The organism is Scytonema hankhaensis NUACC26, from assembly GCF_045865695.1.
Taxonomy (GTDB): domain Bacteria; phylum Cyanobacteriota; class Cyanobacteriia; order Cyanobacteriales; family Nostocaceae; genus Scytonema.
On the sequence record NZ_BAACAP010000252.1, the window covers coordinates 1 to 22,638 of the forward strand.

Sequence of the window (22,638 nt, forward strand, 5' to 3'; positions counted from 1 at the left end):
GTGTAGTTAGGGTAAAGTTTGAGGGCTTGGTTGTAGTCAGCAATGGCGCGGTCGTAGTCTTTCAAATTGCTGTAAGCATTCCCTCGCTTGTAGTAAGCTTCAACATAATTAGGGTTAAGTCGAATAGCTCGGTTGTAGCGAGCAATAGCGCGATCGTAGTTCCTTTGCTCGTAGTACACAAGCCCTGCTTTTAATTCAGTAACGGAGTCTTCCCGATTAAGGTTTGAGGTTTGGCTTACAGGTTGTTCGGTCAGATGCGGAGCGTTGGACGCATTGATGTTCCGATTGTATAAGCTAAACCCTGCTAACCCCATTATGAGAATTATACTACCTGTAACTAATTTATTTTTAGCAAGTTGATTAAAGGGATTAACGCTGACACTAGGAGCAGTAGGAGTAGGATTAGACGCTGAAGAAGTTGGCTGTTTATCATTTGAAGAATTCGGTTTGAACTCCTGACTACAGTTGAGTTGTACGGCAAGTTCACTTAAAAAAATACTATATGTTCCTTTCTGAAAAATAGGAACTAGTTCTTTACAACAAAGCTTACAAAGAGCTTCTCGATCGCCTATTTCATTTAAATACTTAATGAGGAGTAGAAAAAAGTCAGAATCCGAAGAATCTCTTAAAAACGAAATTCGCTTGGGATCGATTCCAATACTAAAACATAGTGCCTCTCGCGTTCTTGATTGTTGACTGCGGAGCAAAAGGTTTATTAATGTATCTATATCAGATTCACTTAAAAAGTTTTGTTGAAACATATTTTTAACTTCTCACATTATTATATTGATATACATTTCTTTAGTCGTTATGGCATTTATGTAATTGATTATCACATGGATAAAACTACAAAAGTAAAAACGGCATTTCCGAAAAAATACCATTAACGCATATCTTGCACCTACACCTTATTCATGTGTGACTATACAAGTCTGAAATAGCTTCAGGACTTACGCAACTTCAACGGTATTTCGAGATTTTCACGCGCTGTAGATCCCCATCTCCCCCCTTAAAAAGGGGGCTTTGCTTAAGTCCTGAGCTTATATAGCGATTTTCATCAGAATGAGGTACAGCTTCATCCGCGTGCATCTGCTACAGGCTGCGGTTCCATAACTTTTTTATATATAAGAGGGGTAAATTCGACTTATGTGTACACTGTAGCTTCGATTTTTTGACAGACAGCCATTCACGGGAAAATCCCTCTTCCCCTACTCCCTACTCCCTTTTTTAAGAAAGATATCTTATGATGTCTGATTAATAAAGGTCAGAGGTAGGAGATGCAACTTACACCGCAGGAAAAAGATAAATTGTTGATTTTTACTGCTGCGCTGTTAGCGGAAAGGCGTAAAGCTAGGGGTTTGAAGTTGAATCATCCGGAAGCAATGGCTTATATTTCTGCGGCTATTTTGGAGGGTGCGCGGGATGGGCAAACAGTCGCAGAATTAATGAGTTACGGTACAACTTTATTATCACGAGATGATGTGATGGAAGGTGTACCAGAAATGATTCATGACGTACAGGTAGAAGCAACTTTTCCTGATGGGACAAAGTTGGTGACAGTGCATAATCCGATAAGATAAGGATCGCGCACTCAAAGCAAAGGCTTGAAAGACATGATTCCAGGGGAAGCGATCGTAGGAGAAGGGGAAATTGAACTGAATGCAGGTCGTCCTACTGTGAGATTGCGAGTGTCCAACACGGGAGACAGAGCGATACAAGTTGGTTCTCACTTCCACTTTTACGAAGTGAATGCTGCATTAAGTTTTAATAGGGAAGAAGCACGGGGAATGCGTCTTGATATTCCCGCAGGAACAGCAGTTCGCTTTGAACCGGGGGATGACAAAGAAGTCTCGTTAGTTCCCTTTGTTGGTAGACGTCAAGTCTATGGTTTTAACTCTAGAATTAATGGAAAATTATCAGAGTTCTAAAGTTAACCAAAACAAGGAGTTGCTATGTTGTTAACACAAGAGCGTCGAATGAACATAGATTTTTCAACCATATTGAAAGGAATGGTCGCTCTGTTTAGAGAGCCGACCAATCTTAACTATGTTTACGATATTGAAGACGGGCTACGTAACACTAAGGCAACTTTATCAGCATTGGAGGTAATGAAATCTCACCCTGAAGTCGCACAGTTGATCCAAGAACGTTATCTTGCACCAAGTCCTGATATTGAAACATTGCTGAATTATCCCGAAGGTACATTAGGATATGCTTACGCATCCTACATCAAATCAGCAGGTTTCGACCCCAATTTTTATCGCCCTGTGAAAGTGGAAAGTGAAATCGATTACGTTCTTTTACGCATACGGCAAACCCATGACATTTGGCATATAGTTACGGGGTTTGAGACAGATGGACTGGGAGAATTGGGACTGAAAGCTTTTGAACTAGCTCAGACACGCAGACCTTTGGCTGTAGTCCTGGTAGGAGGAGGATTATTAATTACGCTGATAAAATCACCAGAAATTATGAAAGCTCTGTTAGATCGAATAGCTGTGGGATACAGAATGGGGTCAAAAGCAAAACCTCTATTAGCAAGTAAGTGGGAAGAACACTGGGACAAGCCTTTGTCACAGTGGAGGGTTGAATTAGGAATCGATACAACGTCATTATATTCCTTGAGCAAGTCTTAGATTAAGAGGAACAGGGTGATGAGTTACAGAATGGATCGTCGCGCCTATGCAGAAACCTATGGTCCTACAGTGGGCGATCGCATCCGACTAGCCGACACGGAATTACTAATCGAAGTAGAACGAGACTTAACAACTTATGGCGATGAAGTCAAGTTTGGTGGCGGTAAAGTTATCCGTGATGGGATGGGACAATCACCCATTTCTAACGCTGATGGTGCAGTCGATTTAGTTATCACCAATGCTTTAATTCTTGATTGGTGGGGAATTGTCAAAGCAGATATCGGTATTAAAGATGGCAAGATATTCAAAATTGGTAAAGCCGGAAATCCTTATATTCAAGACAATGTAGATATTATTATTGGTCCTGGAACGGAAGCACTGGCTGGAGAAGGTATGATTCTTACGGCTGGTGGGATCGACACCCACATTCATTTTATTTGTCCCCAACAAATTGAAGTTGCGATCGCATCCGGGATCACCACGATGATAGGTGGTGGAACTGGTCCAGCTGCAGGTACAAACGCAACCACTTGCACGCCTGGAGCTTGGAATATGTATCGAATGCTGCAAGCTGCTGATGCTTTTCCAGTGAATCTAGGGTTTTTAGGAAAAGGGAATGCTAGCCAACCCCAAGGATTGGTAGAACAAGTGCAAGCAGGTGCGATTGGATTAAAGCTGCATGAAGATTGGGGAACGACTCCTGCTGCGATCGATACTTGTCTGAGCGTTGCTGATGAATATGACGTGCAAGTTGCGATTCATACCGATACCCTAAATGAAGCAGGATTTGTGGAAGATACCATCGCTGCTTTTAAGAATCGTGTTATCCATACATATCATACTGAAGGTGCTGGAGGAGGACACGCACCAGACATCATCAAAGTCTGTGGGGAAGCCAATGTCCTACCATCTTCTACCAATCCCACACGTCCTTACACCGTCAACACTTTAGACGAACACCTAGATATGTTGATGGTTTGCCATCACCTCGACCCCGCAATTGCTGAAGATGTGGCATTTGCTGAATCCCGCATTCGTCGAGAAACTATTGCTGCTGAGGACATTCTGCACGACTTGGGTGCATTTAGCATGATTTCCTCTGATTCTCAAGCTATGGGACGGGTGGGAGAAGTGATTATTCGTACATGGCAAACAGCCCATAAGATGAAGGTACAACGAGGAGAACTCAACCAGAGGGGTAGCGTGCAAACAGCAGATAATTTCCGAGCAAAAAGATATGTAGCTAAGTATACTATTAATCCAGCAATAACTCATGGTATCGCTCAGTATGTAGGGTCGGTAGAAGAGGGGAAACTAGCCGATTTGTGTTTGTGGCGTCCGGCGTTTTTTGGGGTGAAGCCAGAGATAGTTGTTAAAGGGGGAGCGATCGCATGGGCGCAAATGGGCGATGCTAATGCTAGTATTCCCACGCCTCAACCAGTGCATATGCGTCCCATGTTTGCCAGTTTTGCAGGTGCGCGTCACGCCACATCCTTCACCTTTGTTTCTCAAGTCGCATTAGATAGGGAGATGAAGAGTCAGTTGGGTTTGCAAAAGCAAGTCGTTGCTGTTTCTGGGACACGCCAGTTGAGCAAGCGAGATATGAAATTAAATGATGCGCTACCAAGTATTGAGGTCGATCCAGAAACCTATGAAGTAAGGGCGGATGGTGAGTTGTTGATATGCGAACCTGCAACAGTTTTGCCAATGGCGCAACGGTACTTTTTGTTTTAAATGAGTCAGTTGGAGTCACACTTAGCAAAGAGAGCGGATTCACCCTAGCCATAGGCATTAGTTCTTCTTAGCCTTTGAAGTTATAGAACAATCTAACCTCAAACGAGCAGCAAAAAGTTTCAACCGCGATCGCTGGGGAGCACTTCCTGGTACACGCGAAGAAGCACAGGCAATTTTAAAACTTGTTCCCACGAACAATAGCCTACAAGCTTTTGATTTTGATGCCAACTACAACTGGGCAACTCACAAACAACTCTCCCAATATCGGTATTTACATTTTTCTACCCACGGCTTTGCCGTATTCCCATGTTGAGCACAAAATACCCTTGGTCAACAATTGGGCGAGTACAAGGAACTACATCTGATGCTCGAAATTATCATTGCACAGGAGCATTAATTGCAGAGAATTTAGTTTTGACCAATTTCCACTGCGTCATTGACCCCAATACTCGGAAGTTGAGTCAACAAATTTCATTTCTCCCAAACGTTATTGATGCTCAAGTGCAAGATATTAAGGATGTCGCGTCAGTCTGGAGTTTCCTGTCGTAAAACTTCTAGACTATGAGTCGGAATGGTAAACTTTAGAACAAAGCACTAATCCCTTTGGTGTAGTTGTTATGGCGCATTTAAAAACAAAAACGACGCACCGGAATCCAGAAAATCTTTTACCATCATAAAACAATATCTAGTATAGAATTATCTGTAAAGGAAGTTGCATCATGCATACCCTCGAATTCATTAAAGGTTCTGACTCGATCTGCTATTTAAGGTAGCTTGGTTTTGAAGGTTATTAAAAAAAATTGTATAGTGAGTAAACAGTATGCTATATATTAACAAAAAAATTGTCACTGATGAAACAATGCACCCAGTCGCAGTGCTCATTGATTACCAAGATTGGCAGAGAATTGAGCAAATATTACAGGCTTACCAAGAACAACAAAAAGAAGAGTTTAATATCAATAAGTATGCAGGTGTAATTACACTATCTCAAGAGCCGTTAGAGTATCAGCAGCAAATTAGGGATGAGTGGAAGTGATACAAACCCTCATTGTATTGGATACTAATGTAGTTCTATACTTCTTAGGTGGTCGTTTAGCAAACCCATTACCATCAGGAAAATATTTTGTTTCAGTGATTACTGAAATTGAACTACTATCTTATCCCGGTCTTTATTCAAATGAAGAAGTACAAATTAGTGATTTTTTAAAAAGTGTTACAATTGTTGGACTCGAAAGCCATATTAAAGAACTAGCAATTACATTTCGCAAACAATACAAGCTCAGACTACCTGATGCGATAATTGCAGCAACCGCACAGTTTCTAAATGCGACTTTGTTTACTAATGATATCAAACTCAATAATCTAAAAGACATTAACACTCAGTCAATAGAAATTGTTTAATAGAGTGTTGTGACTAAAGCTTACCTGGATTGTGAGGGGTTACCAGCTCCCCGACTTCTTTGAGAAGTCGGGGAATAAGCACTTTAAGGATACAAAACCCGCATAAGTTAAAGAATCTCTTAAAGTAAGCATAAAAAGAATAATACCAATAACTAGCGTCATATACTAACCTAGTATTGCACCTCTGCTATGTCTCTCTTATATGAACTCTTTATCTTCCAAGCCCGACAAAATTCTTGTTGTGGATGATTCTCCTGATAATGTATTTCTCATTAAAACTATACTGGAAGAAGAAGGCTACGTCGTTAGTACCGCCGAGAATGGTGTTTCAGCGTTGGCAGAACTGGAAAAATCAACCTGTGATTTGGTACTGTTAGATTTGATGATGCCGGGAATGGATGGTTATGAAGTGACTAAGCATATCCGAGCAAATAAATTATTGCCTTTTATTCCCATTCTGCTGATTACCGCCCATGATTCACCTGATGTTGCTCATGGCTTGGATTTGGGGGCTGATGATTTTATTCGCAAACCCGTGACGGTAGATGAATTACTCGCACGAGTGCGATCGCTTCTCCGCCTCAAACATACCATAGATGAACGGGATGAAATCGATCGCCAACGGCAAGATTTTGTCTCTCGTCTCACTCATGACTTACGCACACCTTTAGTCGCTGCTGATAAGATGCTGATGCTGTTTCAGCAAGGTGCATTGGGAAATCTCTCAGATCAAATGCAAGAAGTCATTGATATTATGGCTCGTAGTAATGGCAATCTGTTAGCGATGGTCAATACTTTGTTGGAAGTTTACCGCTTTGAAGCGGGTCGTAAAACAATGGCATTTCAGCCAGTCGATCTTCCCAATCTCCTAGGTGAAGTTGTTGGTGAATTAAACCCACTCGCAGCAGATAAAGGGCTTGCACTTCATCTACAGTTGAGTCAAAACTCTGCTACAGATATGGTGATGGCAGATCGTCTAGAACTACATCGACTCTTTACCAATCTTATAGGGAATGCGATTAAGTTTACAGATACTGGGTCAGTCACTATCCAAGTGACACCAGCAAATGTGTCGGATAAATTCATTACTATTGAAGTTGTAGATACGGGTTCGGGAATTCCTCTGGAAGAACAGACAACTTTGTTTGAGCGATTTCGTCAAGGAAGTCACAAGAGTTCTGGTAGTGGATTGGGATTATACCTTTCTCGGCGAATTGTTGAAGCACATCAAGGCACTATTCTCGTTAATTCAGAGGTAGGCAAAGGTAGTGTTTTTACTGTAAAACTACCTGTACAACACTAATTGGGGTTATTAAAAAGATGAAGACTCAAGTATCAATTACCGATATTATTGCTCGACAACGAGAATTTTTTAACACTGGTACAACAAAAGATATTGATTTTCGACTCAAACAATTAAAAGTTCTCAAACAAGCTGTCAGTGAAAATCAAGAAGCTATTCTTCAAGCACTGAAAGCAGATCTGGGGAAACCAGAGTTTGAGGCATATGGTACGGAAATTTCAACTATTAAAGAAATAGCTCGCGCTATCAAACATCTTAAAACTTGGGCTAAACCTCAAAAAGCTCCAGTTTCACTGCAATTTTTTCCAGCTTCAGCACAGATTTATCCCGAACCATTGGGAGTTGTTTTAATCATCGGACCTTGGAACTATCCTTTTCATTTGGTCTTCTCTCCTCTAGTAGGTGCGATCGCTGCAGGTAATTGTGCAATTATTAAGCCTTCCGAACTCGCACCACAAACCTCTCTTATTATTAGTAAAATCCTTCAGAAATACTTCGACCCAGCATATATAAATGTGGTGGAAGGAGGCGTAGAAACAAGTCAGCAACTTCTTGCAGAAAAGTTCGACCATGTATTTTTTACTGGTGGAACAGCAGTAGGAAAAATTGTCATGGAAGCAGCTGCAAAAAACTTAACACCAGTGACTTTAGAATTAGGTGGCAAAAGTCCTTGTATTGTCGATTCTGACACGAATCTCGAACACACAGCTACACGCATTACTTGGGGTAAGTTTTTGAATGCTGGACAAACTTGTATTGCTCCCGATTATCTTTTAGTCGATCGCAAAATCAAAGAAAATTTATTAGTAGAAATTCAAAAGCGATTGCAAGAATTTTATGGAGATAATCCAGCCACTAGTCCCGATTATGCTAGAATTGTCAACCAAAGACATTTTGACAGATTAGTTAATCTCATCGACAATGACAAAATCCGTATTGGAGGAGAAACAAATCGTGAAGAGCGTTACATCGCTCCCACAGTACTCGATAATGTTTCTTTAACAGATCCAGTCATGGAGGAAGAAATTTTTGGTCCCATTCTTCCTGTCATTGAATACACAGATGTACGAGAAGCTATTAACTTCATTAATTCTCGACCAAAACCCCTAGCCCTGTACTTATTTACCAATAATAAAAGCTTGCAACAACAAGTCCTTCAAGTAACCTCATCAGGTGGAGTTTGTATCAACGATACGGTGTTACAATTTGGTGTTTCATCTTTACCATTTGGAGGGGTTGGGGATAGCGGTATGGGTAAGTATCATGGTAAAGCTAGTTTTGATACCTTTTCACATTACAAAAGTGTGTTACATAGATCTTTTTTGTTCAACTCTAAGTTATTTTACCCTCCCTACCAAAGTAAATTATCTCTATTAAAGCGATTTTTAGGTTAAGAAAACTTAGGAATTATGAATTAGAAAAATTTCATAATTCATTATTTAGAGATAATTTATAAAGTAGGTTGGGTTGAGGAACGAAACCCAACACTTCGATGGCATAAGGAACGAAACCCAACAATTCGATGGCATAAGGAACGAAACCCAACAATTCGATGGCATAAGGAACGAAACCCAACAATTCGATGGCATGAGGAACGAAACCCAACACTTCGATGGCATGAGGAACGAAACCCAACACTTCGATGGCATGAGGAACGAAACCTAACAATTCGATGGTATGAGGAACGAAACCTAACAATTCGATGGTATGAGGAACGAAACCTAACAATTCGATGGCATCTTGGGTGGATGAGTTCCACAGACAGGCGATCGCTTCTTTGACCAAGAACGAAACCCAACAATTCGATTCCGTGTTGGGTTTCGTTCCTCAACCCAACCTACGTAATATATTACGTTTGGTGATTTAAGATTGACTTTATAAACGATCTCTTAAAAGCTACTGTAACGTTCTTCCGCCCAAGGTTCTCCACGGCGATGGTAGCCATTACGTTCCCAAAAGCCTAGATCCTCTTTCTCTAGGAATTCCAAACCATTAATCCACTTAGCACTTTTCCAAGCATAGAGGTGAGGCACAACTAACCGCAAGGGACCACCGTGTTCGGCGCTTAACGGTTCTCCAAAGACTTGAAAAGCAAAGAAGTTTTCTTCTTTTACAAAGTCTTCCATTGAGATATTTGTGGTGTAGCCGCCGTAGCAGTGTTCCATGACATGGGCTGCTTTGGGATCTACTTGAATAGATTTCATGAAATCTGTTACCTTAATGCCAGTCCATTTGACATCAAGTTTTGACCAACGAGTGACACAGTGAAAATCTGCTGTAAATTCGTGATGGGGTAACTCCATGAAATCTGACCATTTGAAAGTCTTAGGTGTTGCTAAACCCCAAACTCGAAATTCCCATTCCTCTATATTAATTTGAGGCGTTGCACCATAGGTTAGTACGGGAAATCCCTTTGTTAGATACTGCCCAGGTGGAACGCGATCGCCTTCTTGTTGTGTTGGCTTCTGAAAAAACTTTCCTAGCATACGAGTAGAAATATAGCTTTTCTGAAGACACTTTACCTTTTATATGGTTACTAGGAAATCAATCATAGGGCATGAGGCATATAACATGGGGCATTGTCAAAAATAATTTGTTTGCTATTTTCTCTTCCCCATTCTCATTGCCCATTGCCCAATGTTATTACTCCTCTTCTCCCTCTTCTTCAGCACTTGGATAGACAAAGGTGGAACGTCCAGTCAGGATTGATTTGCCTAGAGAGAGGGCTTTCTGAGCTTGAATTGTCGCTTTGTGTCTCCAGGTAGCTCGACGTTTATCTCGTTTCGATTTCGATGTTTTCTTCTTTGGAACAGCCATGTTTGCGGATACTGCAATTTTTGACAACCTCACTATTGTATGCTATCAAAAGGCTGAAGTGTAAAGTCTTTTATCCTTCATGCTTATTTTTTTGGCGGTGCAGCATTTTCCTCGCCCGGTTTAGGTTCGGGGTTTTGAGGTACAGATGCAGGTGGAGTTGGCGGTGCTGAGTTAGCATCTGGGGTAGTGGAAAACTTACCTCCAAAAAATAGTAGCGATCGCGCTGTTTTAAAGTAAGTTGCCCAACGTTTCGGATCTGGACGAGTACGCCATTGCAGACGGCTGACTTTCAATTCTAGAACTGGTGCGATCGCACCATAGTTTTGTACCGAAACCATTATCGAAACATCCGTCACTAAAATATCCTGGTCAAAACTACGTTGAGCTGCTGCTCTAGCCGCCGTTTCTGCTCTAGTTAAAAGAGTTTCGTAGTTTTCTTCAGGAAAGCGGTCAATGGAAAGATCGGCTCTCGCGGTGTAAGCTTGTACGATCTGGGGAGCAAGTGCTTCACTTGTTATCCACAATGGCACGCTGCTACTTAACATAAGCACTGTAGAAGCTATCCGGATTTTCTTTCCGATTGCTGGCATAGATTGAATGAGTGTTTTGAATGGATTAGTTTGAAAAAGAATAATCCTTGATGACGGAAAAACATGGCTGCTCCTCATAACTCTATAGCTCCTCAGGTGATAACCTTAATGTGAATTCACAAAAATAAGTATCAATAATGAAAATTTTATACTTCAAAATTGAAGATTTTGGCTTCAGTACAATTATCAGTAATCAGTGACCAGTGACCATTAAGTGGTTATGTATACTGTAAAAGCTCCTAAATTTTCTATGAAAAAAAAGAAATTAATTCATAACTCAAGTTTTTCTACGGTTAAGTGTAGCGATCGACTGGTCACTGGTTACTGCTCCATTGGTCCCTGGTTACTGCTCCACTGGTCACTGGTCACTGGTCACTGGTCACTGTTAAACAATAACTAAACATAAAAGCGCGATGGCAAATAACTGGGCGATCGCCATTGGCATCAATCAATACCATTTCTACCAACCCTTGGGTTATGCTCAAGCAGATGCCGAGGCTATCAAAGATTTTTTAGTAACGTATGGCGGTTTTGCACCGCAACAGTGTCTGTTGATGACAGATACTTCACCACCTTTTAAAGATCGCTCAACAGTTCCTACTCAGGAAAACATTCTGCTGTTGTTTGAACATTTGGTGGCTACTGACTTTCAACCTCAAGACCGAGTATGGTTTTTCTTTAGCGGTTATGGCACAAACATTAAAGGGCAAGATTACTTAATGCCGATGGATGGAAATCCCAATCGCATTAAGGAAACGGGTATAGACTTACGCTCGATTATGCAAAGTTTGCAAATCGCAGAGTTGAATGCGTTTGTCCTGCTCGATATTAACCGTGCTACTGGATCTCAAGCAGATGCATTTGTCGGTCAAGAATCAGTGGAATTAGCCAAGGAATTACAAATTCCTATGATTCTTTCTTGCCAACTAGAAGAATTTTCTTATGAAAGTAGCGAACTAGGTCATGGGTTTTTTACAGCAACGCTTTTGGAAGCTTTGCGTTTCGGTCATGGCAGCAGTTTAACGAATTTGGAAAACTATCTCAGTGTTCGTACACCAGAATTGTGTCAGCATCACTGGCGTCCCACACAAAATCCGGTTGTTGTCTCCACCCCTGAAGGGCAAATTATTCTACCCCAATTTGATGAGAAAAAAGACAAAAAAAGCGCCTCTGTCGTTACTCGACCGGAATTGACACCACTTGTACTAGTTGCTCCATCTCTTGGGGAGGATGTGGAGAGTAGAGGAGCAGAGGAGCCTAGAGCCAGGGGAGCAAGGGAGCAAGGGAGCAAGGGAGCAGAGGAGCAGGGGAGTGGAGGAGAAAGAGACGACTTACCGCCCTTTGAGCCTTCAATTCAAAAGGAAATCCCAAGTCCTCGCTCTACTTCTTCTAAAAAAGCAACAAGCTCTTTTTTGCCAAAACTTCTCTTGGGTAGTGTGGCGACGATGCTACTTTTATGTATCGTCGCGGTTGCTGTTCTTCACGAACGGGTGGGATTGAGATTAGGTAAGCTTTTGCCTGTGTTTTCAAAAACTGACACGAATAGCGATGCTCCTAAAGGGAGCCGTCTAAGAGGCGATCGCGATGCTGTTAGGGTTTCACCAAAAGCGCCCAACGTTCCAGTTACAGAATCGACGCCATCAGAACTTCAACTCAGTCCTCAACCAACCGTCCAATCGACTTCTAGTTTGAATGAGTCTGAAAAGCGAAAACAAGCCCTGGCGGACTTGCAGAAAATGTCTCTGACTCCAGATAGAGCCAGTAATTTACACTTGGCAATTGTAAAAGCTCGTGAAATTCCACCAAGCGATCCTCTCTATCAACAAGCTCAAGCCAATATTGAGGTTTGGAACCGGATAATTCTAGAGTTAGCAGAAAATCGCGCTAAGGAAAAGCGTTATTCAGATGCGATCGCTGCGGCGCAATTAATTACAAAAGAGGAATCAATATACTCTAAAGCACAATTCCAGATGAGACAGTGGCGGCTTATGGCAAAGCAGTATGTGAGTAACACAACTCTCATCGATGCTGCTAGCGGCTTAGTTCGACCCGGACAAGCTTCTACATACAATCGTGCTATCGAAGTTGCTAAGAAAGTGCCACAAGGTCAACCAGGCTTTGATGTTGCTAAGAAATCCATCGACACTTGGAGCGAAAAAATTTTCGATCTTGCTCAAAGGCGTGCTAGCCGAAGAGAATTTAAGTCAGCTATTGACACTGCTGTGCTAGTACCAGAAGGGACAGCCGCCTACAAACAGGCTCGGGAAGCCATTAAAAACTGGTCAAAAAATTAGTGTTAATTGTTAGTGGTTAGTGGTTAGTTGTTAGCTGTTAGTTGGCAGTCTTCTAAAACCATTAACTATTAACTATTAGCAATATTGCGTTACATCTTCGCCGCATTCATCTGCTAAGTAACATAATGCGCGAAAACGCAAGCTTACTACTTCATCATACAAAGGGTTGAGCTTGCACAATGGTGGAATGTGAAACAAGGTTTTCCCAAATAACTTGACGTCTCGCTCAAATGGGCATTGAGATGGGATCGATTTGCACAAACGATGCGCTAGTTCGCGATTTTGTACTTGAAAATTGTCTAACCACTGCCGTAACGGTCTGAGAATATCAAAGTGAGGCTTGGAAGAAGGACTCTGTAGCCCAACCGCTTTAGCTTCGTTTTCTGGTGCTGGATTTAGCGACACCCAGCTTGCAAAAAAAATCCTTTTTGGGGTATTATGGTATACCTTCATCTTGCACTCCTCTGTTCGATTGAGGGTCTATAATTGCCTGCTGAGAATCTACAACATTGCGGTGACTCGTCCCGGAAAAATCTTGTCCTGACTGAGATGCAATCTGACGATCTGTACAACCTGATGATTGAGTAGCTACTGGCATCATTAGCCTGTTCTATATTAAGTCAAGTTAACAACTATTTCCCTTGGATCGGTAGTGTGATACTAGCATCTTGTTGATAACTTGACACAACGATTAAATTTTAGTGAAGTCATCCGCCGTTGGGTAGAGCTAAATCAAATCTTTACAAAACTTTTCGTTTCATTTCTTTACCAGCCTTTTTCTTAAGTAAAAATACTGGAAAATAACATTTAGGAGTTGATTTTTAGCTTCTAGCCAAACTACGTAAATTTTACATTGTTTTTAGCTTGCAAAGCTGACAGCCTTACTTAAAGAAAGAATATCATTTTGTAAAGAAAAGTAAATTTTTAAGAAAAATGGTAATAGCGAACGCAAACTGCGTACATGAGGAAGTATGGGATTGGGGACTGGGGACTGGGGATTGTGATTATTCCTTATCCCTAATCCCCAATCCCTAACCCCTAATCCCCGATCCCTATGCTTCAATTTGCAATTTACGGTGTCCTAGGACTGACTTACTTGGGGTTGGCATTTGGTTTTTTCCCCGGTTTACGCATGAACCGCGCCACAATCGCCTTAGTGGGTTCGGCATTTCTGATTGCTCTGGGTGTTCTCAAGTTACAGGAAGCTTGGGATGCTATTGATGCTAAAACTATTGTGTTTTTGCTGAGCATGATGGTGGTGAATGCCAATTTATCTTTCGCTGGCTTTTTTCCGCGATCCCTGTCACTATTGCTTAGTTTTACTCGCAGTCCATTAGGTTTAATAACGAGCTTGACTTTTGGTAGTGGTGTCCTATCTGCTTTTTTTCTCAATGACACTTTAGCCCTAGTGTTTACACCACTCACCTTGGGTCTGACAAAGAGTTTAAATTTAAATCCGATCCCCTATCTGCTTGCAGTCGCGGGAGCAACTAATATTGGTTCTGTTGCTACCTTGAGTGGAAATCCCCAAAATATTCTCATTGGTTCTTTCTCAGGTATCGGCTATTTAGATTTTGCACGGGCATTGACTCCTATTGCTTTGATAGGTTTGGTCATTCAAGTAGGACTATTGTGGCTACTATACCCGGATGTGCGTTCGACTCAACCTTGCAACCAAATGCCTATTGGTAAAGCACGCATTTATAAACCTTTGTATCAAAAAACTTTAATTATCGCGACTGGATTATTGATTGCTTTTGCGATTGGGTTACCTCTTGCCGAGTCTGCCCTTGTTGCTGCGAGTTTGTTACTCATCACTCGACGAATTAAACCACAGCGCATTCTCAAACAGGTTGATTGGAATTTGCTCGTGATGTTTTCTGGGCTATTTATTCTTTCTAAGGTAACGCAAAAGTTGAATTTGCTGGAGCCGTTTACTCATGCAACTGGTTCGCCTGCTGGTCTAGCGATCGTCACGGCTGTATTATCTAATCTGATTTCTAATGTTCCTGCTGTACTGCTTCTCCAACCCTTAATTCCTAAAGATGGCTCTGAGTCTTGGCTGTTGCTTGCGGCTGCATCGACTCTGGCTGGAAATCTCACTTTGTTTGGATCGGTGGCAAATTTAATTGTTGTGGAAGCTGCTGCTGAGTTAGGTTACAAGCTCTCTTTTCTGGAGCATTTACGCTTTGGATTGCCTTTAACTGTCTTAACTTTACTTCTGACTTTTCTATTGATTGGTTAGGTTGAGCTATGGATCTCACCCCACCCTAACCCTCCCCTTGTAAAGGGGAGGGAATTTGATCGAGAAAGGCAGAGGGCAGGAGGCAGGAGGCAGAAGGAAATACTGGCTCCGCCCTCTGCCCGTGACCGAAGGGAACAAGGGTTTAAAACCCCACCGTCACTTGCGGTGCTTACAATTGGTTGGGGTTTGAATCCCCATCCAATTGTTCCTTCTGCCCTCTGCCCTCAGCAAAGCTGCCTTCTTCAATTTCCATTTCCCCCCAATCCATCGGAGGGACTAAGGGGGGTAATCTGAGATGATTTTCCATTTCCCCCCAATCCATCGGAGGGACTAAGGGGGGTAATTTGAGAAAGAGAATTTAAGATGCAACTTGAGCAGCCGTGCGAGTGCGGCGTCTTCTACCATCAGAAACTTTCGCTGGAGGTTCGTCAGGAATTTGCATCAGTAATGTCACGGTTGGCTGACAATGTAGTTCTCTTTTTAAAGAGCGTGCGAGTTCCTTTTCTAAATGCTCTTGCAATCCAACCCAATCAACCTCTGGTCGATCGCTGTCAAAGGAAGGAGGTACAGTGAATCCAGACCAACGCACGCTGAGAATTTCTTCTATTCGCTGTTGTACCCATTTTTGCAGTAGCGATCGCTCAAAACTAGTCACAACGCCTCTGAGGTGAACTTCTGGCTTCGCTAAGAGTTTTCCTGTCCAATCTATGGCTGTTGCAATTGTGACAATTCCTTCTTCTGCCATGCGTTGCCGTTCGTGGAGCACTTTATCGCTCACCATACCTATACCGGACGTATCTACCAATTCCAATCCGGATGGGACTTTACCCGCAACACGTATGGATTCTTCTGTTAATTCTACAACATTGCCATTCTGTATAATGACCATGTTTTCTGCAGGAATACCCATGCTTTGGGCTGTTTGACTGTGTTTTACCAGCATCCGGTGTTCTCCGTGAACTGGTAGGAAGAATTTGGGCTTAGTTAGAGCAATCATCAGCTTTTGGTCTTCCTGACATCCATGTCCTGAGACGTGAATGCCTTTCTCGCGACCGTAAATGACATTTGCCCCTTGCATCATTAACTGGTCGATTACGGTGACAACTGCAATAGTATTACCAGGAATGGGATTTGCTGAGAATACAACTGTATCTCCTTGCCGAATTCTGATGTGGGGATGCTCTTGCTTGGCGATTCTCGTCATGGCTGACATTGGTTCACCTTGAGAACCTGTTGTCAAGACCAGTACGTTTTCATCGGGAAGATTGCGGACTACGTGCAATGGTTGTAGTAGATTGTCCTCGCACTTGATATATCCTAAGTTACGAGCGTGGGCGATGAGATTTAGCATGGAACGCCCAACCACTGTGACTGTACGTTTGTACTTTTGTGCTAGCTGCAAAATCATATTGATGCGATGCACGCTAGAAGCAAAGGTTGTCACGAAGAGTCGTCCGGTGGCTTGTTGAGCGAATACTCTTTCTAAATTTGGATAGACGGAAGCTTCTGAGGGGGTGAATCCTGGAACTTCTGAGTTTGTGGAATCGCTCATCAAACAAAGGACGCCTTTTTCTCCATGTTCGGCTAGCCTTTGGATATCAAACCTTTCGCCGTCTACTGGGGTATGGTCAAATTTAAAATCTCCTGTGTGAATGACGACACCTAGAGGTGTGTGAATGGCTACGGTGAAGCTATCGGCGATGGAGTGGGTATTGCGGATGAATTCAACAAAGAAATGTTCGCCAATTCTGACGACATCGCGGGGTTGAACAGATCTTAACTCAGTGCGATCGCGGACTCCTGCTTCTTCCAACTTACCCTCAAGCATAGCCAATGCTAATCTCGGACCGTAAATGACAGGAATTTCAAATTGTTTTAGGTGAAAAGCTATACCACCAATATGGTCTTCATGACCGTGGGTAACAATCATCCCCTTAATTTTGTGACGATTTTCCCTGATGTAAGTCATGTCTGGTAAGACAATATTCACCCCGTGCATAGCTTCTGTAGGAAAAGCTAAACCTGCATCTAGAAGGATAATTTCATCCTCATACTCGAAAACACAGGTATTTTTACCAATTTCATGCAAACCGCCCAATGGAATAATTTTTAGGGCAGTAGAAGTTTCGTTTTTTAGCATTTTCTCCCTTGTTTGTTCTTCGTTTAAAATTTGAGATTTTAGAGTGTTGTTTCTCTGTCGATACACGAGATTTAGAACTTTTCTTGTAATATAAACACTGGCAGTCTACCTAAGTTGACGCAAATAAAAGCTTTTGTGTAATGACGTAAGAGAATTTTTATATTCGTTCCAAATGATAAATGACAAATGACAACTGACAACCCTCACTAGTGAATTTTATTTGTGACTCTTGGCGGACTTTTTAGGTTTAAATTGGCTTAAAAAGCTTAGAATTCATAATTATATTTACTTCAGTCTTAACACAGATTTCGCATCTGCAATACGGTAAAATCACGCACATTTTCTTATAAGTAACTTCAATAGCAAACAACTGAAATAGGTTTAATTAGTTGTTGCTTTTTTGGAGATTGAGTTCCTGAAGAACTCTTTCTAACTTTTGACTGACTTCTGGATCTGCCTCAGTTAGTGGTAAACGAGTTGAACCCACTTTCCAACCTAGAAGGTTTAGTGCTTTCTTAATTGGAATTGGATTGGTAGTTGCGAATAACGCTTTAAACAAAGGAAACAGTTGGAGATGTATTTCCCTAGCTGACTGAATCTGACCCGATTCAAAGGCTCGAACCATTTGCTGTAGTTGGTTTCCTACAACATGAGACGCTACGCTTACCACTCCCTTTGCCCCCACTGCTAACAAAGGTAGTGTTAAATAATCATCGCCAGAATAGATCGGGAAATCTGCTGGTGTCAACCGACGAAGCTCGCTCGCCTGGTCTAAATTTCCACTTGATTCTTTTATTCCTACAATATTATCAATTTCCGCTAAACGCGCAACTGTCTGTGGCAAAAGATTTTGACCTGTGCGTCCTGGAACATTATACAACAATATGGGCAATTCCGGCGTTGCTTGAGCGATCGCCTGAAAATGCTGATAAAGTCCTGCTTGTGGCGGCTTATTGTAGTAAGGAACCACTTGCAGCGTACCATGTACTCCTATTGTAGCTGCCTTTTGGGTAGCGGCAATGGCTTCTTTAGTGGAATTCGATCCACAGCCTGCTATAACAAGAGCTTTTCCTTGTACGGCTTGCACCACCACAGAGAATAACTGGTATTCCTCATCCCAAGTTAAACTTGGGGACTCTCCGGTTGTCCCACACACTACTATTGTATCGGTTCCATTACTAGCCAGATGCACCGCTAGTTCTGCTGCTACATCGTAATTTACACTACCGTCTTCACGAAACGGTGTAATCATAGCGGTTAGAACTCTACCAAAATCTACCACCCTCAGTTTTCTCCTAATTTTTTTGTTAGTTGTTGGTTGTTAGTTGCTGCTACTCTACTATCCACTGTACGGGCGTAATGCTTTGCGCCCCTACTATCCACTAACTACTAACTCTTGTGGCTTCAACCAGCTTTTTTCAACCAATAGTTCCGCAATTTGAACGGCATTCAATGCCGCACCCTTACGGATTTGGTCTCCACAGAGCCACAGATCTAAACCGTATGGGTGTGAGATGTCTTGGCGAATTCTTCCTACTAAAACCTCATCTTGACCTGTCGCTTCAATTGGCATTGGAAAATGGTTTGCCTGCCAATTTTCCACCAATTTTACACCAGGTGCTTGCTTGAGAATTTCTCTGGCTTTCTCTGGGCTAAATGGCTCCCCAAACTCCAGGTTAATCGCTTCTGAGTGAGCGCGGAGTACGGGAACCCGCACGCAAGTTGCCGTAATTCTTATACTTTCTTCCCCAAAGATTTTACGGGTTTCATTCACCATTTTCATTTCTTCCTCACAATACCCAAAGTCATTTAAAGGTGAGTTGTGGGGAAACAAATTAAACGCTAGGGGGTAGGGGAACACTTCAGCAACAGGTTGCTTACCTGCCAAAATGTCTCCTGTTTGGATTTTGACTTCCTCCATTGCTCTAGCACCAGCACCACTAGCTGATTGATAAGTTGCAGCGACTATACGGCGCACGGGTATTACCTCATGCAATGGCCAAACAACTACCGCCATCAAAATTGTGGTGCAATTGGGATTAGCGATTATACCTTGATGGGTTGCAGCGCTTTCTGGATTGACTTCTGGAACAACTAGGGGAACTTGCGGATTCATACGGAAGGCACTGGAGTTGTCGATCGCGACAGCACCAGATTCCACAGCTTTTGGTAATAATGCTTTTGATGTGGAACCTCCTGCACTTGCAAGTACTAAATCTATGTTCTCAAAAGCGTTTTCCCTAACTGCTTCTACTAATAAACTTTCCCCCTTGAACGATACTTTCTGCCCTGCACTCCGCTCTGATGCTAAAAGCTTGAGATCGGCAACAGGGAAATTACGGCTTTCCAGTAACTCTAGCAATTCTTTGCCAACAGCGCCGGTCGCTCCCAAAATAGCTAGGCGATAGGATTTAGACAAACTGGCTTCCTCCTCATAAGATGGTTTTATGTGCGAGTTCTTGTAAAATTTCAAAATTTAGTTAGCATTGGCACATACCAAATGCTTTGTCAACCTTTTTATAAATATTTTTATTATTTTTAGCAATCGATCTTATTTCTTAATTTAATACATTTATTTTCTTAGTTATGCTTGTCATTGCTGCATTTTACAACAATTAATAATTATTAAATTTTCAATCAAACTCAACTCCATTATACTACCTGCTCCTTGTTAGTGCAAAAATGCCTATGTCTGCACTTTAGCATAATGACAGGTATTCTCTCATCAAGGTGCGTTATCAGAATGATTGATGTACTATGATTCAGATGGACTTCAAGCAGCAAGTCAATCAACTGGTCTACCCCCTGAGGCATAGAAGATCGCAACAACTGCGCTCAGCCTCACTAGACAGTTGTACCCTACGATAAACGCAGGTTATGCAAACTGCTGATTGAGAACCAGGATATCACGTGTTACCTCTTTGAGAGCAACTATTTGGAGGATTAATAGATAAACTAATTTGAGATAAAGAGTCAGCAAGCAAGGAACTTCCAAAGAAAAAATGTTTCTCACTTCTTGTGAGATAATCTATGTTTTGCGGTTCCCTAAAAATCACTTAGTAAAAAAAGTACCAAATTATTGACATACGTAGAAGAGACGAAGATGAAAGTAACCCAGGAAAAACTTCCCGCCAGTCAAGTTGGTCTAGAAATAGAAATTACCCCGGAAAAGACCAAGGAAAGTTACGAAAAGGTCATTAAAAACTTAGCGAGTACTGCAAATATTCCTGGGTTTCGTAAAGGCAAAGTGCCTCGGCAAATATTGATTCAGCGCATGGGCGTAACTCGAATTAAGGCAGCAGCGCTAGAAGAACTGATTCAAGACGGGATTGAAAAAGCAATCAAACAAGAAGAAGTCAAAGCAATTGGTCAGCCAAAGTTGCGCTCTTCGTTTGAGGAGTTGATAGGTCACTACGAACCGGGTAAAACTTTGACATTTTCTGCGGCGGTAGATGTTCAGCCAGAGGTAGAAATCAGCAATTACACGGGATTACAACTGAAAGCAGAGGAAGTTAAGTACGACCCACAACGAGTTGAGGAAGTCTTGGATGGTCAACAGCAACAAATGGCAACGCTCATTCCAATAGAAGAAAGAGCAGCCCAGCTAGGCGATGTTGCTGTTGTTGATTTCAAGGGCGTTATTGCTGCAGGTGAAGGTGAGGACCCATCCACAGAACCGGAACCAATACCAGGTGGCGAAGCAACTGATTTTCAGGTGGAGTTGCAGGAAGATAAGTTCATTCCTGGTTTCGTGACGGGAATGGTAGGAATGAATCCTGGAGAAACTAGAGAAATCTCGGCTCAGTTTCCAGACCCTTATGCAAATGAGGAGTTGGCAGGAAAGCCAGCTATTTTCACAGTGACGCTTAAGGAACTGAAGGAAAAAGAACTGCCAGAATTGAACGATGAGTTTGCTCAAGAAGTCAGCGATTTTGAAACTTTTGCAGAATTACAGAGTTCTTTGGAAGAACGTTTCCAAAAGGAAGCAGAGCAGAAAACTAAATCAAACAAGCAGGAAGCTCTGTTGGCTGAACTGGTGAAGCACGTAGAAGTGGATTTGCCAGAAACGATGATTCAAGAGGAAGTGGATGCGATGTTGACACAAACAGCATACCGTCTGTCGCAACAAGGCATCGATATCAAGAAATTGTTTACCCAAGAGATGATTCCTCAGTTACGGGAACGTTCTCGTGAGGAAGCTGTAGAACGCATTAAGCGCTCGATATCTTTACAGGAAATCGGCAAGCGAGAATCTATTGAAGTGTCTCCAGAAGCGGTACAAGCCAGAGTCAAAGAACTGCTAGAACAGTATGGCGATCGCGAAGTCGATCCTGAAAGACTTCAGGAAGTCGTGCAAAATGAACTGCAGTCCGAACAAATCATGGATTGGCTCTTAGAACGGTCAAACGTTGAACTAGTGCCAGAAGGATCTTTGAGCGCCCAAACAGCAGAGGAAGAAGAGAATTCTGAAGTAGCATTAGCCGAAACTGTTCCAGTGACTGAAGCAGAATTCACTCAGCCAGCGTCAGAACAAACCGTGGAAGTGCAAGCGGAATCAGTAAGCAGTGACCAGTGACCAGTGACCAGTGACCAGTGACCAGTGGTCACTGCCTAATCCCCAATCCCCGAGTTCCCCAATCCCCAATCGCTAATTTTACACGGAGCAATTTATATGAGGCATAATGGTTAACACAGAGTTATATTGCGAAATCACATCTTGATTCGTAGCAGCCAACGCGGCTGCAGTGACTGTTACACTTGTTATCAAAAGTTCTTTTATGCTTGTATCGCAGTCGGGAAACTACCAATTGAATAGTTCGAGTGACTTCAAACTCTACTCCTCCCTAAGTAGTCCTATCAACATCGTCCCAATGGTGGTAGAACAATCCGGAGTAGGAGAGCGAGCCTTTGATATATATTCTCGTCTGCTGCGCGATCGCATCATTTTTTTGGGAACGCCCATTGATGATGTGGTGTCTAACTCGATTGTTGCCCAGTTGTTATTTTTAGATGCAGAAGATTCTGAAAAAGATATTCAACTGTACATCAACTCTCCTGGCGGTTCTGTGACAGCAGGCATGGCGATTTATGATACAATCCAGCAAATTCGTCCCGATGTGGTGACAATCTGTTTTGGATTGGCTGCTAGCATGGGGGCATTTCTGTTAACCGCAGGAACTCCTGGCAAGCGGATGTCTCTTCCTGATTCCCGAATTATGATTCACCAACCCCTAGGAGGTGCTCAGGGACAAGCAGTGGACATCGAAATACAAGCCAGAGAAATTCTTTATCATAAAGCTAAGTTGAATCAGTTACTGGCTCAGCATACTGGTCAACCATTAGAAAGAGTAGAAGCCGATACTGAACGCGACTTCTTTATGTCGGCAGAAGAGGCACAAAACTATGGCTTGATCGATCGAGTCATTCTACGACAAAATCTTCCCGTTGCAGGGGAAAACGTCACCGTTCTGAAATAAG

At 42.3% G+C, this 22,638-nt stretch carries 25 protein-coding genes and 1 pseudogene; 16 read left to right on the forward strand and 10 right to left on the reverse strand.

The window, feature by feature from the left end:
- On the reverse strand, nt 1-761 hold a 761-nt coding region (locus ACKTT2_RS48465; RefSeq protein WP_407900291.1), incomplete at its 3' end, for a tetratricopeptide repeat protein.
- Between the two features lie 516 nt (nt 762-1,277).
- On the opposite strand from ACKTT2_RS48465, the gene ureA reads away from it, so the two are divergent.
- From ureA to ACKTT2_RS48520, 11 genes and pseudogenes are all read left to right on the forward strand, one after another.
- Nucleotides 1,278-1,580: an urease subunit gamma gene (gene ureA, locus ACKTT2_RS48470; RefSeq protein ID WP_407900292.1), complete on the forward strand. Its 303-nt coding sequence runs from the start codon at nt 1,278-1,280 to the stop codon at nt 1,578-1,580.
- Between the two features lie 33 nt (nt 1,581-1,613).
- A complete protein-coding gene (locus tag ACKTT2_RS48475; RefSeq protein WP_407900293.1) occupies nt 1,614-1,928 on the forward strand; it encodes an urease subunit beta in 315 nt (104 codons plus the stop codon).
- Nucleotides 1,929-1,952: 24 nt separating this feature from the next.
- A complete protein-coding gene (locus ACKTT2_RS48480) occupies nt 1,953-2,636 on the forward strand; it encodes a Coq4 family protein (protein ID WP_407900294.1) in 684 nt (227 codons plus the stop codon).
- A gap of 30 nt (nt 2,637-2,666) precedes the next feature.
- Nucleotides 2,667-4,370 carry an urease subunit alpha gene (gene ureC / locus ACKTT2_RS48485; RefSeq protein ID WP_407900445.1) on the forward strand — a complete coding sequence of 568 codons (1,704 nt, stop codon included), beginning with the start codon at nt 2,667-2,669 and terminating at the stop codon, nt 4,368-4,370.
- A gap of 172 nt (nt 4,371-4,542) precedes the next feature.
- A complete protein-coding gene (locus tag ACKTT2_RS48490) occupies nt 4,543-4,683 on the forward strand; it encodes a hypothetical protein (protein WP_407900446.1) in 141 nt (46 codons plus the stop codon).
- The gene (locus ACKTT2_RS48495) at nt 4,677-4,919 is read left to right on the forward strand and encodes a trypsin-like serine peptidase (RefSeq protein ID WP_407900295.1); all 243 of its coding nucleotides are present in this window, start codon (nt 4,677-4,679) and stop codon (nt 4,917-4,919) included. The genes ACKTT2_RS48490 and ACKTT2_RS48495 overlap by 7 nt, the downstream gene beginning before the upstream one ends.
- Nucleotides 4,886-5,023: pseudogene (locus ACKTT2_RS48500) on the forward strand (transposase); the annotation flags it as partial. The gene ACKTT2_RS48495 and the pseudogene ACKTT2_RS48500, both read left to right, overlap by 34 nt.
- A gap of 167 nt (nt 5,024-5,190) precedes the next feature.
- Nucleotides 5,191-5,406: a RelB antitoxin-like protein gene (locus ACKTT2_RS48505; protein WP_407900296.1), complete on the forward strand. Its 216-nt coding sequence runs from the start codon at nt 5,191-5,193 to the stop codon at nt 5,404-5,406.
- Complete coding sequence (locus tag ACKTT2_RS48510; protein ID WP_407900297.1) at nt 5,403-5,771, forward strand: type II toxin-antitoxin system VapC family toxin; 369 nt, start codon at nt 5,403-5,405, stop codon at nt 5,769-5,771. The genes ACKTT2_RS48505 and ACKTT2_RS48510 overlap by 4 nt, the downstream gene beginning before the upstream one ends.
- A gap of 202 nt (nt 5,772-5,973) precedes the next feature.
- The gene (locus tag ACKTT2_RS48515; protein WP_407900298.1) at nt 5,974-7,074 is read left to right on the forward strand and encodes a sensor histidine kinase; all 1,101 of its coding nucleotides are present in this window, start codon (nt 5,974-5,976) and stop codon (nt 7,072-7,074) included.
- A gap of 17 nt (nt 7,075-7,091) precedes the next feature.
- Complete coding sequence (locus ACKTT2_RS48520; RefSeq protein WP_407900299.1) at nt 7,092-8,468, forward strand: aldehyde dehydrogenase; 1,377 nt, start codon at nt 7,092-7,094, stop codon at nt 8,466-8,468.
- Between the two features lie 31 nt (nt 8,469-8,499).
- Here the strand turns inward: ACKTT2_RS48520 and ACKTT2_RS48525 are convergent, their stop codons facing one another.
- Nucleotides 8,500-8,802: a hypothetical protein gene (locus ACKTT2_RS48525; RefSeq protein ID WP_407900300.1), complete on the reverse strand. Its 303-nt coding sequence runs from the start codon at nt 8,800-8,802 to the stop codon at nt 8,500-8,502.
- 4 nt (nt 8,803-8,806) lie between these two features.
- On the opposite strand from ACKTT2_RS48525, the gene ACKTT2_RS48530 reads away from it, so the two are divergent.
- Nucleotides 8,807-8,941: a hypothetical protein gene (locus ACKTT2_RS48530; RefSeq protein WP_407900301.1), complete on the forward strand. Its 135-nt coding sequence runs from the start codon at nt 8,807-8,809 to the stop codon at nt 8,939-8,941.
- Nucleotides 8,942-8,963: 22 nt separating this feature from the next.
- Here the strand turns inward: ACKTT2_RS48530 and ACKTT2_RS48535 are convergent, their stop codons facing one another.
- From ACKTT2_RS48535 to ACKTT2_RS48545, 3 genes are all read right to left on the reverse strand, one after another.
- Nucleotides 8,964-9,560 carry a sulfite oxidase-like oxidoreductase gene (locus ACKTT2_RS48535; protein WP_407900302.1) on the reverse strand — a complete coding sequence of 199 codons (597 nt, stop codon included), beginning with the start codon at nt 9,558-9,560 and terminating at the stop codon, nt 8,964-8,966.
- A gap of 157 nt (nt 9,561-9,717) precedes the next feature.
- Nucleotides 9,718-9,891 (reverse strand): 50S ribosomal protein L32, encoded by a 174-nt coding sequence (gene rpmF / locus ACKTT2_RS48540; protein WP_407900303.1) that lies wholly within the window; start codon nt 9,889-9,891, stop codon nt 9,718-9,720.
- Nucleotides 9,892-9,974: 83 nt separating this feature from the next.
- Entirely contained in the window at nt 9,975-10,481 is a 507-nt protein-coding gene (locus ACKTT2_RS48545; RefSeq protein ID WP_407900304.1) for a hypothetical protein, read from the reverse strand.
- Between the two features lie 413 nt (nt 10,482-10,894).
- Here ACKTT2_RS48545 and ACKTT2_RS48550 point away from each other — a divergent pair, with 413 nt between their 5' ends.
- On the forward strand, nt 10,895-12,775 hold the full coding sequence (locus ACKTT2_RS48550) for a caspase family protein (protein ID WP_407900305.1): 1,881 nt from the start codon (nt 10,895-10,897) through the stop codon (nt 12,773-12,775).
- A 75-nt stretch (nt 12,776-12,850) separates the two neighbouring features.
- On the opposite strand, the gene ACKTT2_RS48555 is transcribed toward ACKTT2_RS48550, so the two are convergent.
- Entirely contained in the window at nt 12,851-13,228 is a 378-nt protein-coding gene (locus ACKTT2_RS48555; protein ID WP_407900306.1) for a Mo-dependent nitrogenase C-terminal domain-containing protein, read from the reverse strand.
- Nucleotides 13,212-13,376, reverse strand: coding sequence for a hypothetical protein (locus ACKTT2_RS48560; protein WP_407900307.1), 165 nt, complete (start codon nt 13,374-13,376; stop codon nt 13,212-13,214). Before ACKTT2_RS48560 ends, ACKTT2_RS48555 begins: the two co-directional genes overlap by 17 nt.
- Nucleotides 13,377-13,829: 453 nt before the next feature.
- Between ACKTT2_RS48560 and ACKTT2_RS48565 the strand changes: the two genes are divergently transcribed.
- The gene (locus tag ACKTT2_RS48565) at nt 13,830-15,020 is read left to right on the forward strand and encodes an anion transporter (protein WP_407900308.1); all 1,191 of its coding nucleotides are present in this window, start codon (nt 13,830-13,832) and stop codon (nt 15,018-15,020) included.
- 358 nt (nt 15,021-15,378) lie between these two features.
- Here ACKTT2_RS48565 and ACKTT2_RS48570 read toward each other — a convergent pair whose 3' ends face one another.
- The 3 genes from ACKTT2_RS48570 to ACKTT2_RS48580 form a co-directional block, all read right to left on the reverse strand.
- Nucleotides 15,379-17,160 (reverse strand): ribonuclease J, encoded by a 1,782-nt coding sequence (locus tag ACKTT2_RS48570; RefSeq protein ID WP_407900309.1) that lies wholly within the window; start codon nt 17,158-17,160, stop codon nt 15,379-15,381.
- Between the two features lie 385 nt (nt 17,161-17,545).
- Nucleotides 17,546-18,442: a 4-hydroxy-tetrahydrodipicolinate synthase gene (gene dapA, locus ACKTT2_RS48575; protein ID WP_407900310.1), complete on the reverse strand. Its 897-nt coding sequence runs from the start codon at nt 18,440-18,442 to the stop codon at nt 17,546-17,548.
- Nucleotides 18,443-18,535: 93 nt separating this feature from the next.
- Nucleotides 18,536-19,579, reverse strand: coding sequence for an aspartate-semialdehyde dehydrogenase (locus tag ACKTT2_RS48580; RefSeq protein WP_407900311.1), 1,044 nt, complete (start codon nt 19,577-19,579; stop codon nt 18,536-18,538).
- 684 nt (nt 19,580-20,263) lie between these two features.
- Here ACKTT2_RS48580 and tig point away from each other — a divergent pair.
- Nucleotides 20,264-21,736, forward strand: coding sequence for a trigger factor (tig, locus tag ACKTT2_RS48585; protein WP_407900312.1), 1,473 nt, complete (start codon nt 20,264-20,266; stop codon nt 21,734-21,736).
- 202 nt (nt 21,737-21,938) lie between these two features.
- Nucleotides 21,939-22,637 carry an ATP-dependent Clp endopeptidase proteolytic subunit ClpP gene (gene clpP, locus ACKTT2_RS48590; RefSeq protein WP_407900313.1) on the forward strand — a complete coding sequence of 233 codons (699 nt, stop codon included), beginning with the start codon at nt 21,939-21,941 and terminating at the stop codon, nt 22,635-22,637.
- The last annotated feature ends 1 nt before the right edge of the window (nt 22,638 follow it).

Excerpts from the sequence above, each read along its gene's own strand:
- ACKTT2_RS48505 (WP_407900296.1), top strand. The coding sequence starts at position 5,191 with ATGCTATATATTAACAAAAAAATTGTCACTGATGAAACAATGCACCCA.
- ACKTT2_RS48475 (WP_407900293.1), top strand. The coding sequence starts at position 1,614 with ATGATTCCAGGGGAAGCGATCGTAGGAGAAGGGGAAATTGAACTGAAT.
- ACKTT2_RS48480 (WP_407900294.1), top strand. The coding sequence starts at position 1,953 with ATGTTGTTAACACAAGAGCGTCGAATGAACATAGATTTTTCAACCATA.
- ACKTT2_RS48570 (WP_407900309.1), bottom strand. The coding sequence starts at position 17,160 with ATGCTAAAAAACGAAACTTCTACTGCCCTAAAAATTATTCCATTGGGC.
- rpmF (WP_407900303.1), bottom strand. The coding sequence starts at position 9,891 with ATGGCTGTTCCAAAGAAGAAAACATCGAAATCGAAACGAGATAAACGT.
- ACKTT2_RS48520 (WP_407900299.1), top strand. The coding sequence starts at position 7,092 with ATGAAGACTCAAGTATCAATTACCGATATTATTGCTCGACAACGAGAA.
- ACKTT2_RS48560 (WP_407900307.1), bottom strand. The coding sequence starts at position 13,376 with ATGATGCCAGTAGCTACTCAATCATCAGGTTGTACAGATCGTCAGATT.
- ureC (WP_407900445.1), top strand. The coding sequence starts at position 2,667 with ATGGATCGTCGCGCCTATGCAGAAACCTATGGTCCTACAGTGGGCGAT.
- ACKTT2_RS48565 (WP_407900308.1), top strand. The coding sequence starts at position 13,830 with ATGCTTCAATTTGCAATTTACGGTGTCCTAGGACTGACTTACTTGGGG.
- ACKTT2_RS48550 (WP_407900305.1), top strand. The coding sequence starts at position 10,895 with ATGGCAAATAACTGGGCGATCGCCATTGGCATCAATCAATACCATTTC.
- ACKTT2_RS48515 (WP_407900298.1), top strand. The coding sequence starts at position 5,974 with ATGAACTCTTTATCTTCCAAGCCCGACAAAATTCTTGTTGTGGATGAT.
- ureA (WP_407900292.1), top strand. The coding sequence starts at position 1,278 with ATGCAACTTACACCGCAGGAAAAAGATAAATTGTTGATTTTTACTGCT.
- tig (WP_407900312.1), top strand. The coding sequence starts at position 20,264 with ATGAAAGTAACCCAGGAAAAACTTCCCGCCAGTCAAGTTGGTCTAGAA.
- ACKTT2_RS48555 (WP_407900306.1), bottom strand. The coding sequence starts at position 13,228 with ATGAAGGTATACCATAATACCCCAAAAAGGATTTTTTTTGCAAGCTGG.
- clpP (WP_407900313.1), top strand. The coding sequence starts at position 21,939 with ATGCTTGTATCGCAGTCGGGAAACTACCAATTGAATAGTTCGAGTGAC.
- ACKTT2_RS48535 (WP_407900302.1), bottom strand. The coding sequence starts at position 9,560 with ATGCTAGGAAAGTTTTTTCAGAAGCCAACACAACAAGAAGGCGATCGC.
- ACKTT2_RS48530 (WP_407900301.1), top strand. The coding sequence starts at position 8,807 with ATGGCATCTTGGGTGGATGAGTTCCACAGACAGGCGATCGCTTCTTTG.
- ACKTT2_RS48545 (WP_407900304.1), bottom strand. The coding sequence starts at position 10,481 with ATGCCAGCAATCGGAAAGAAAATCCGGATAGCTTCTACAGTGCTTATG.
- ACKTT2_RS48495 (WP_407900295.1), top strand. The coding sequence starts at position 4,677 with ATGTTGAGCACAAAATACCCTTGGTCAACAATTGGGCGAGTACAAGGA.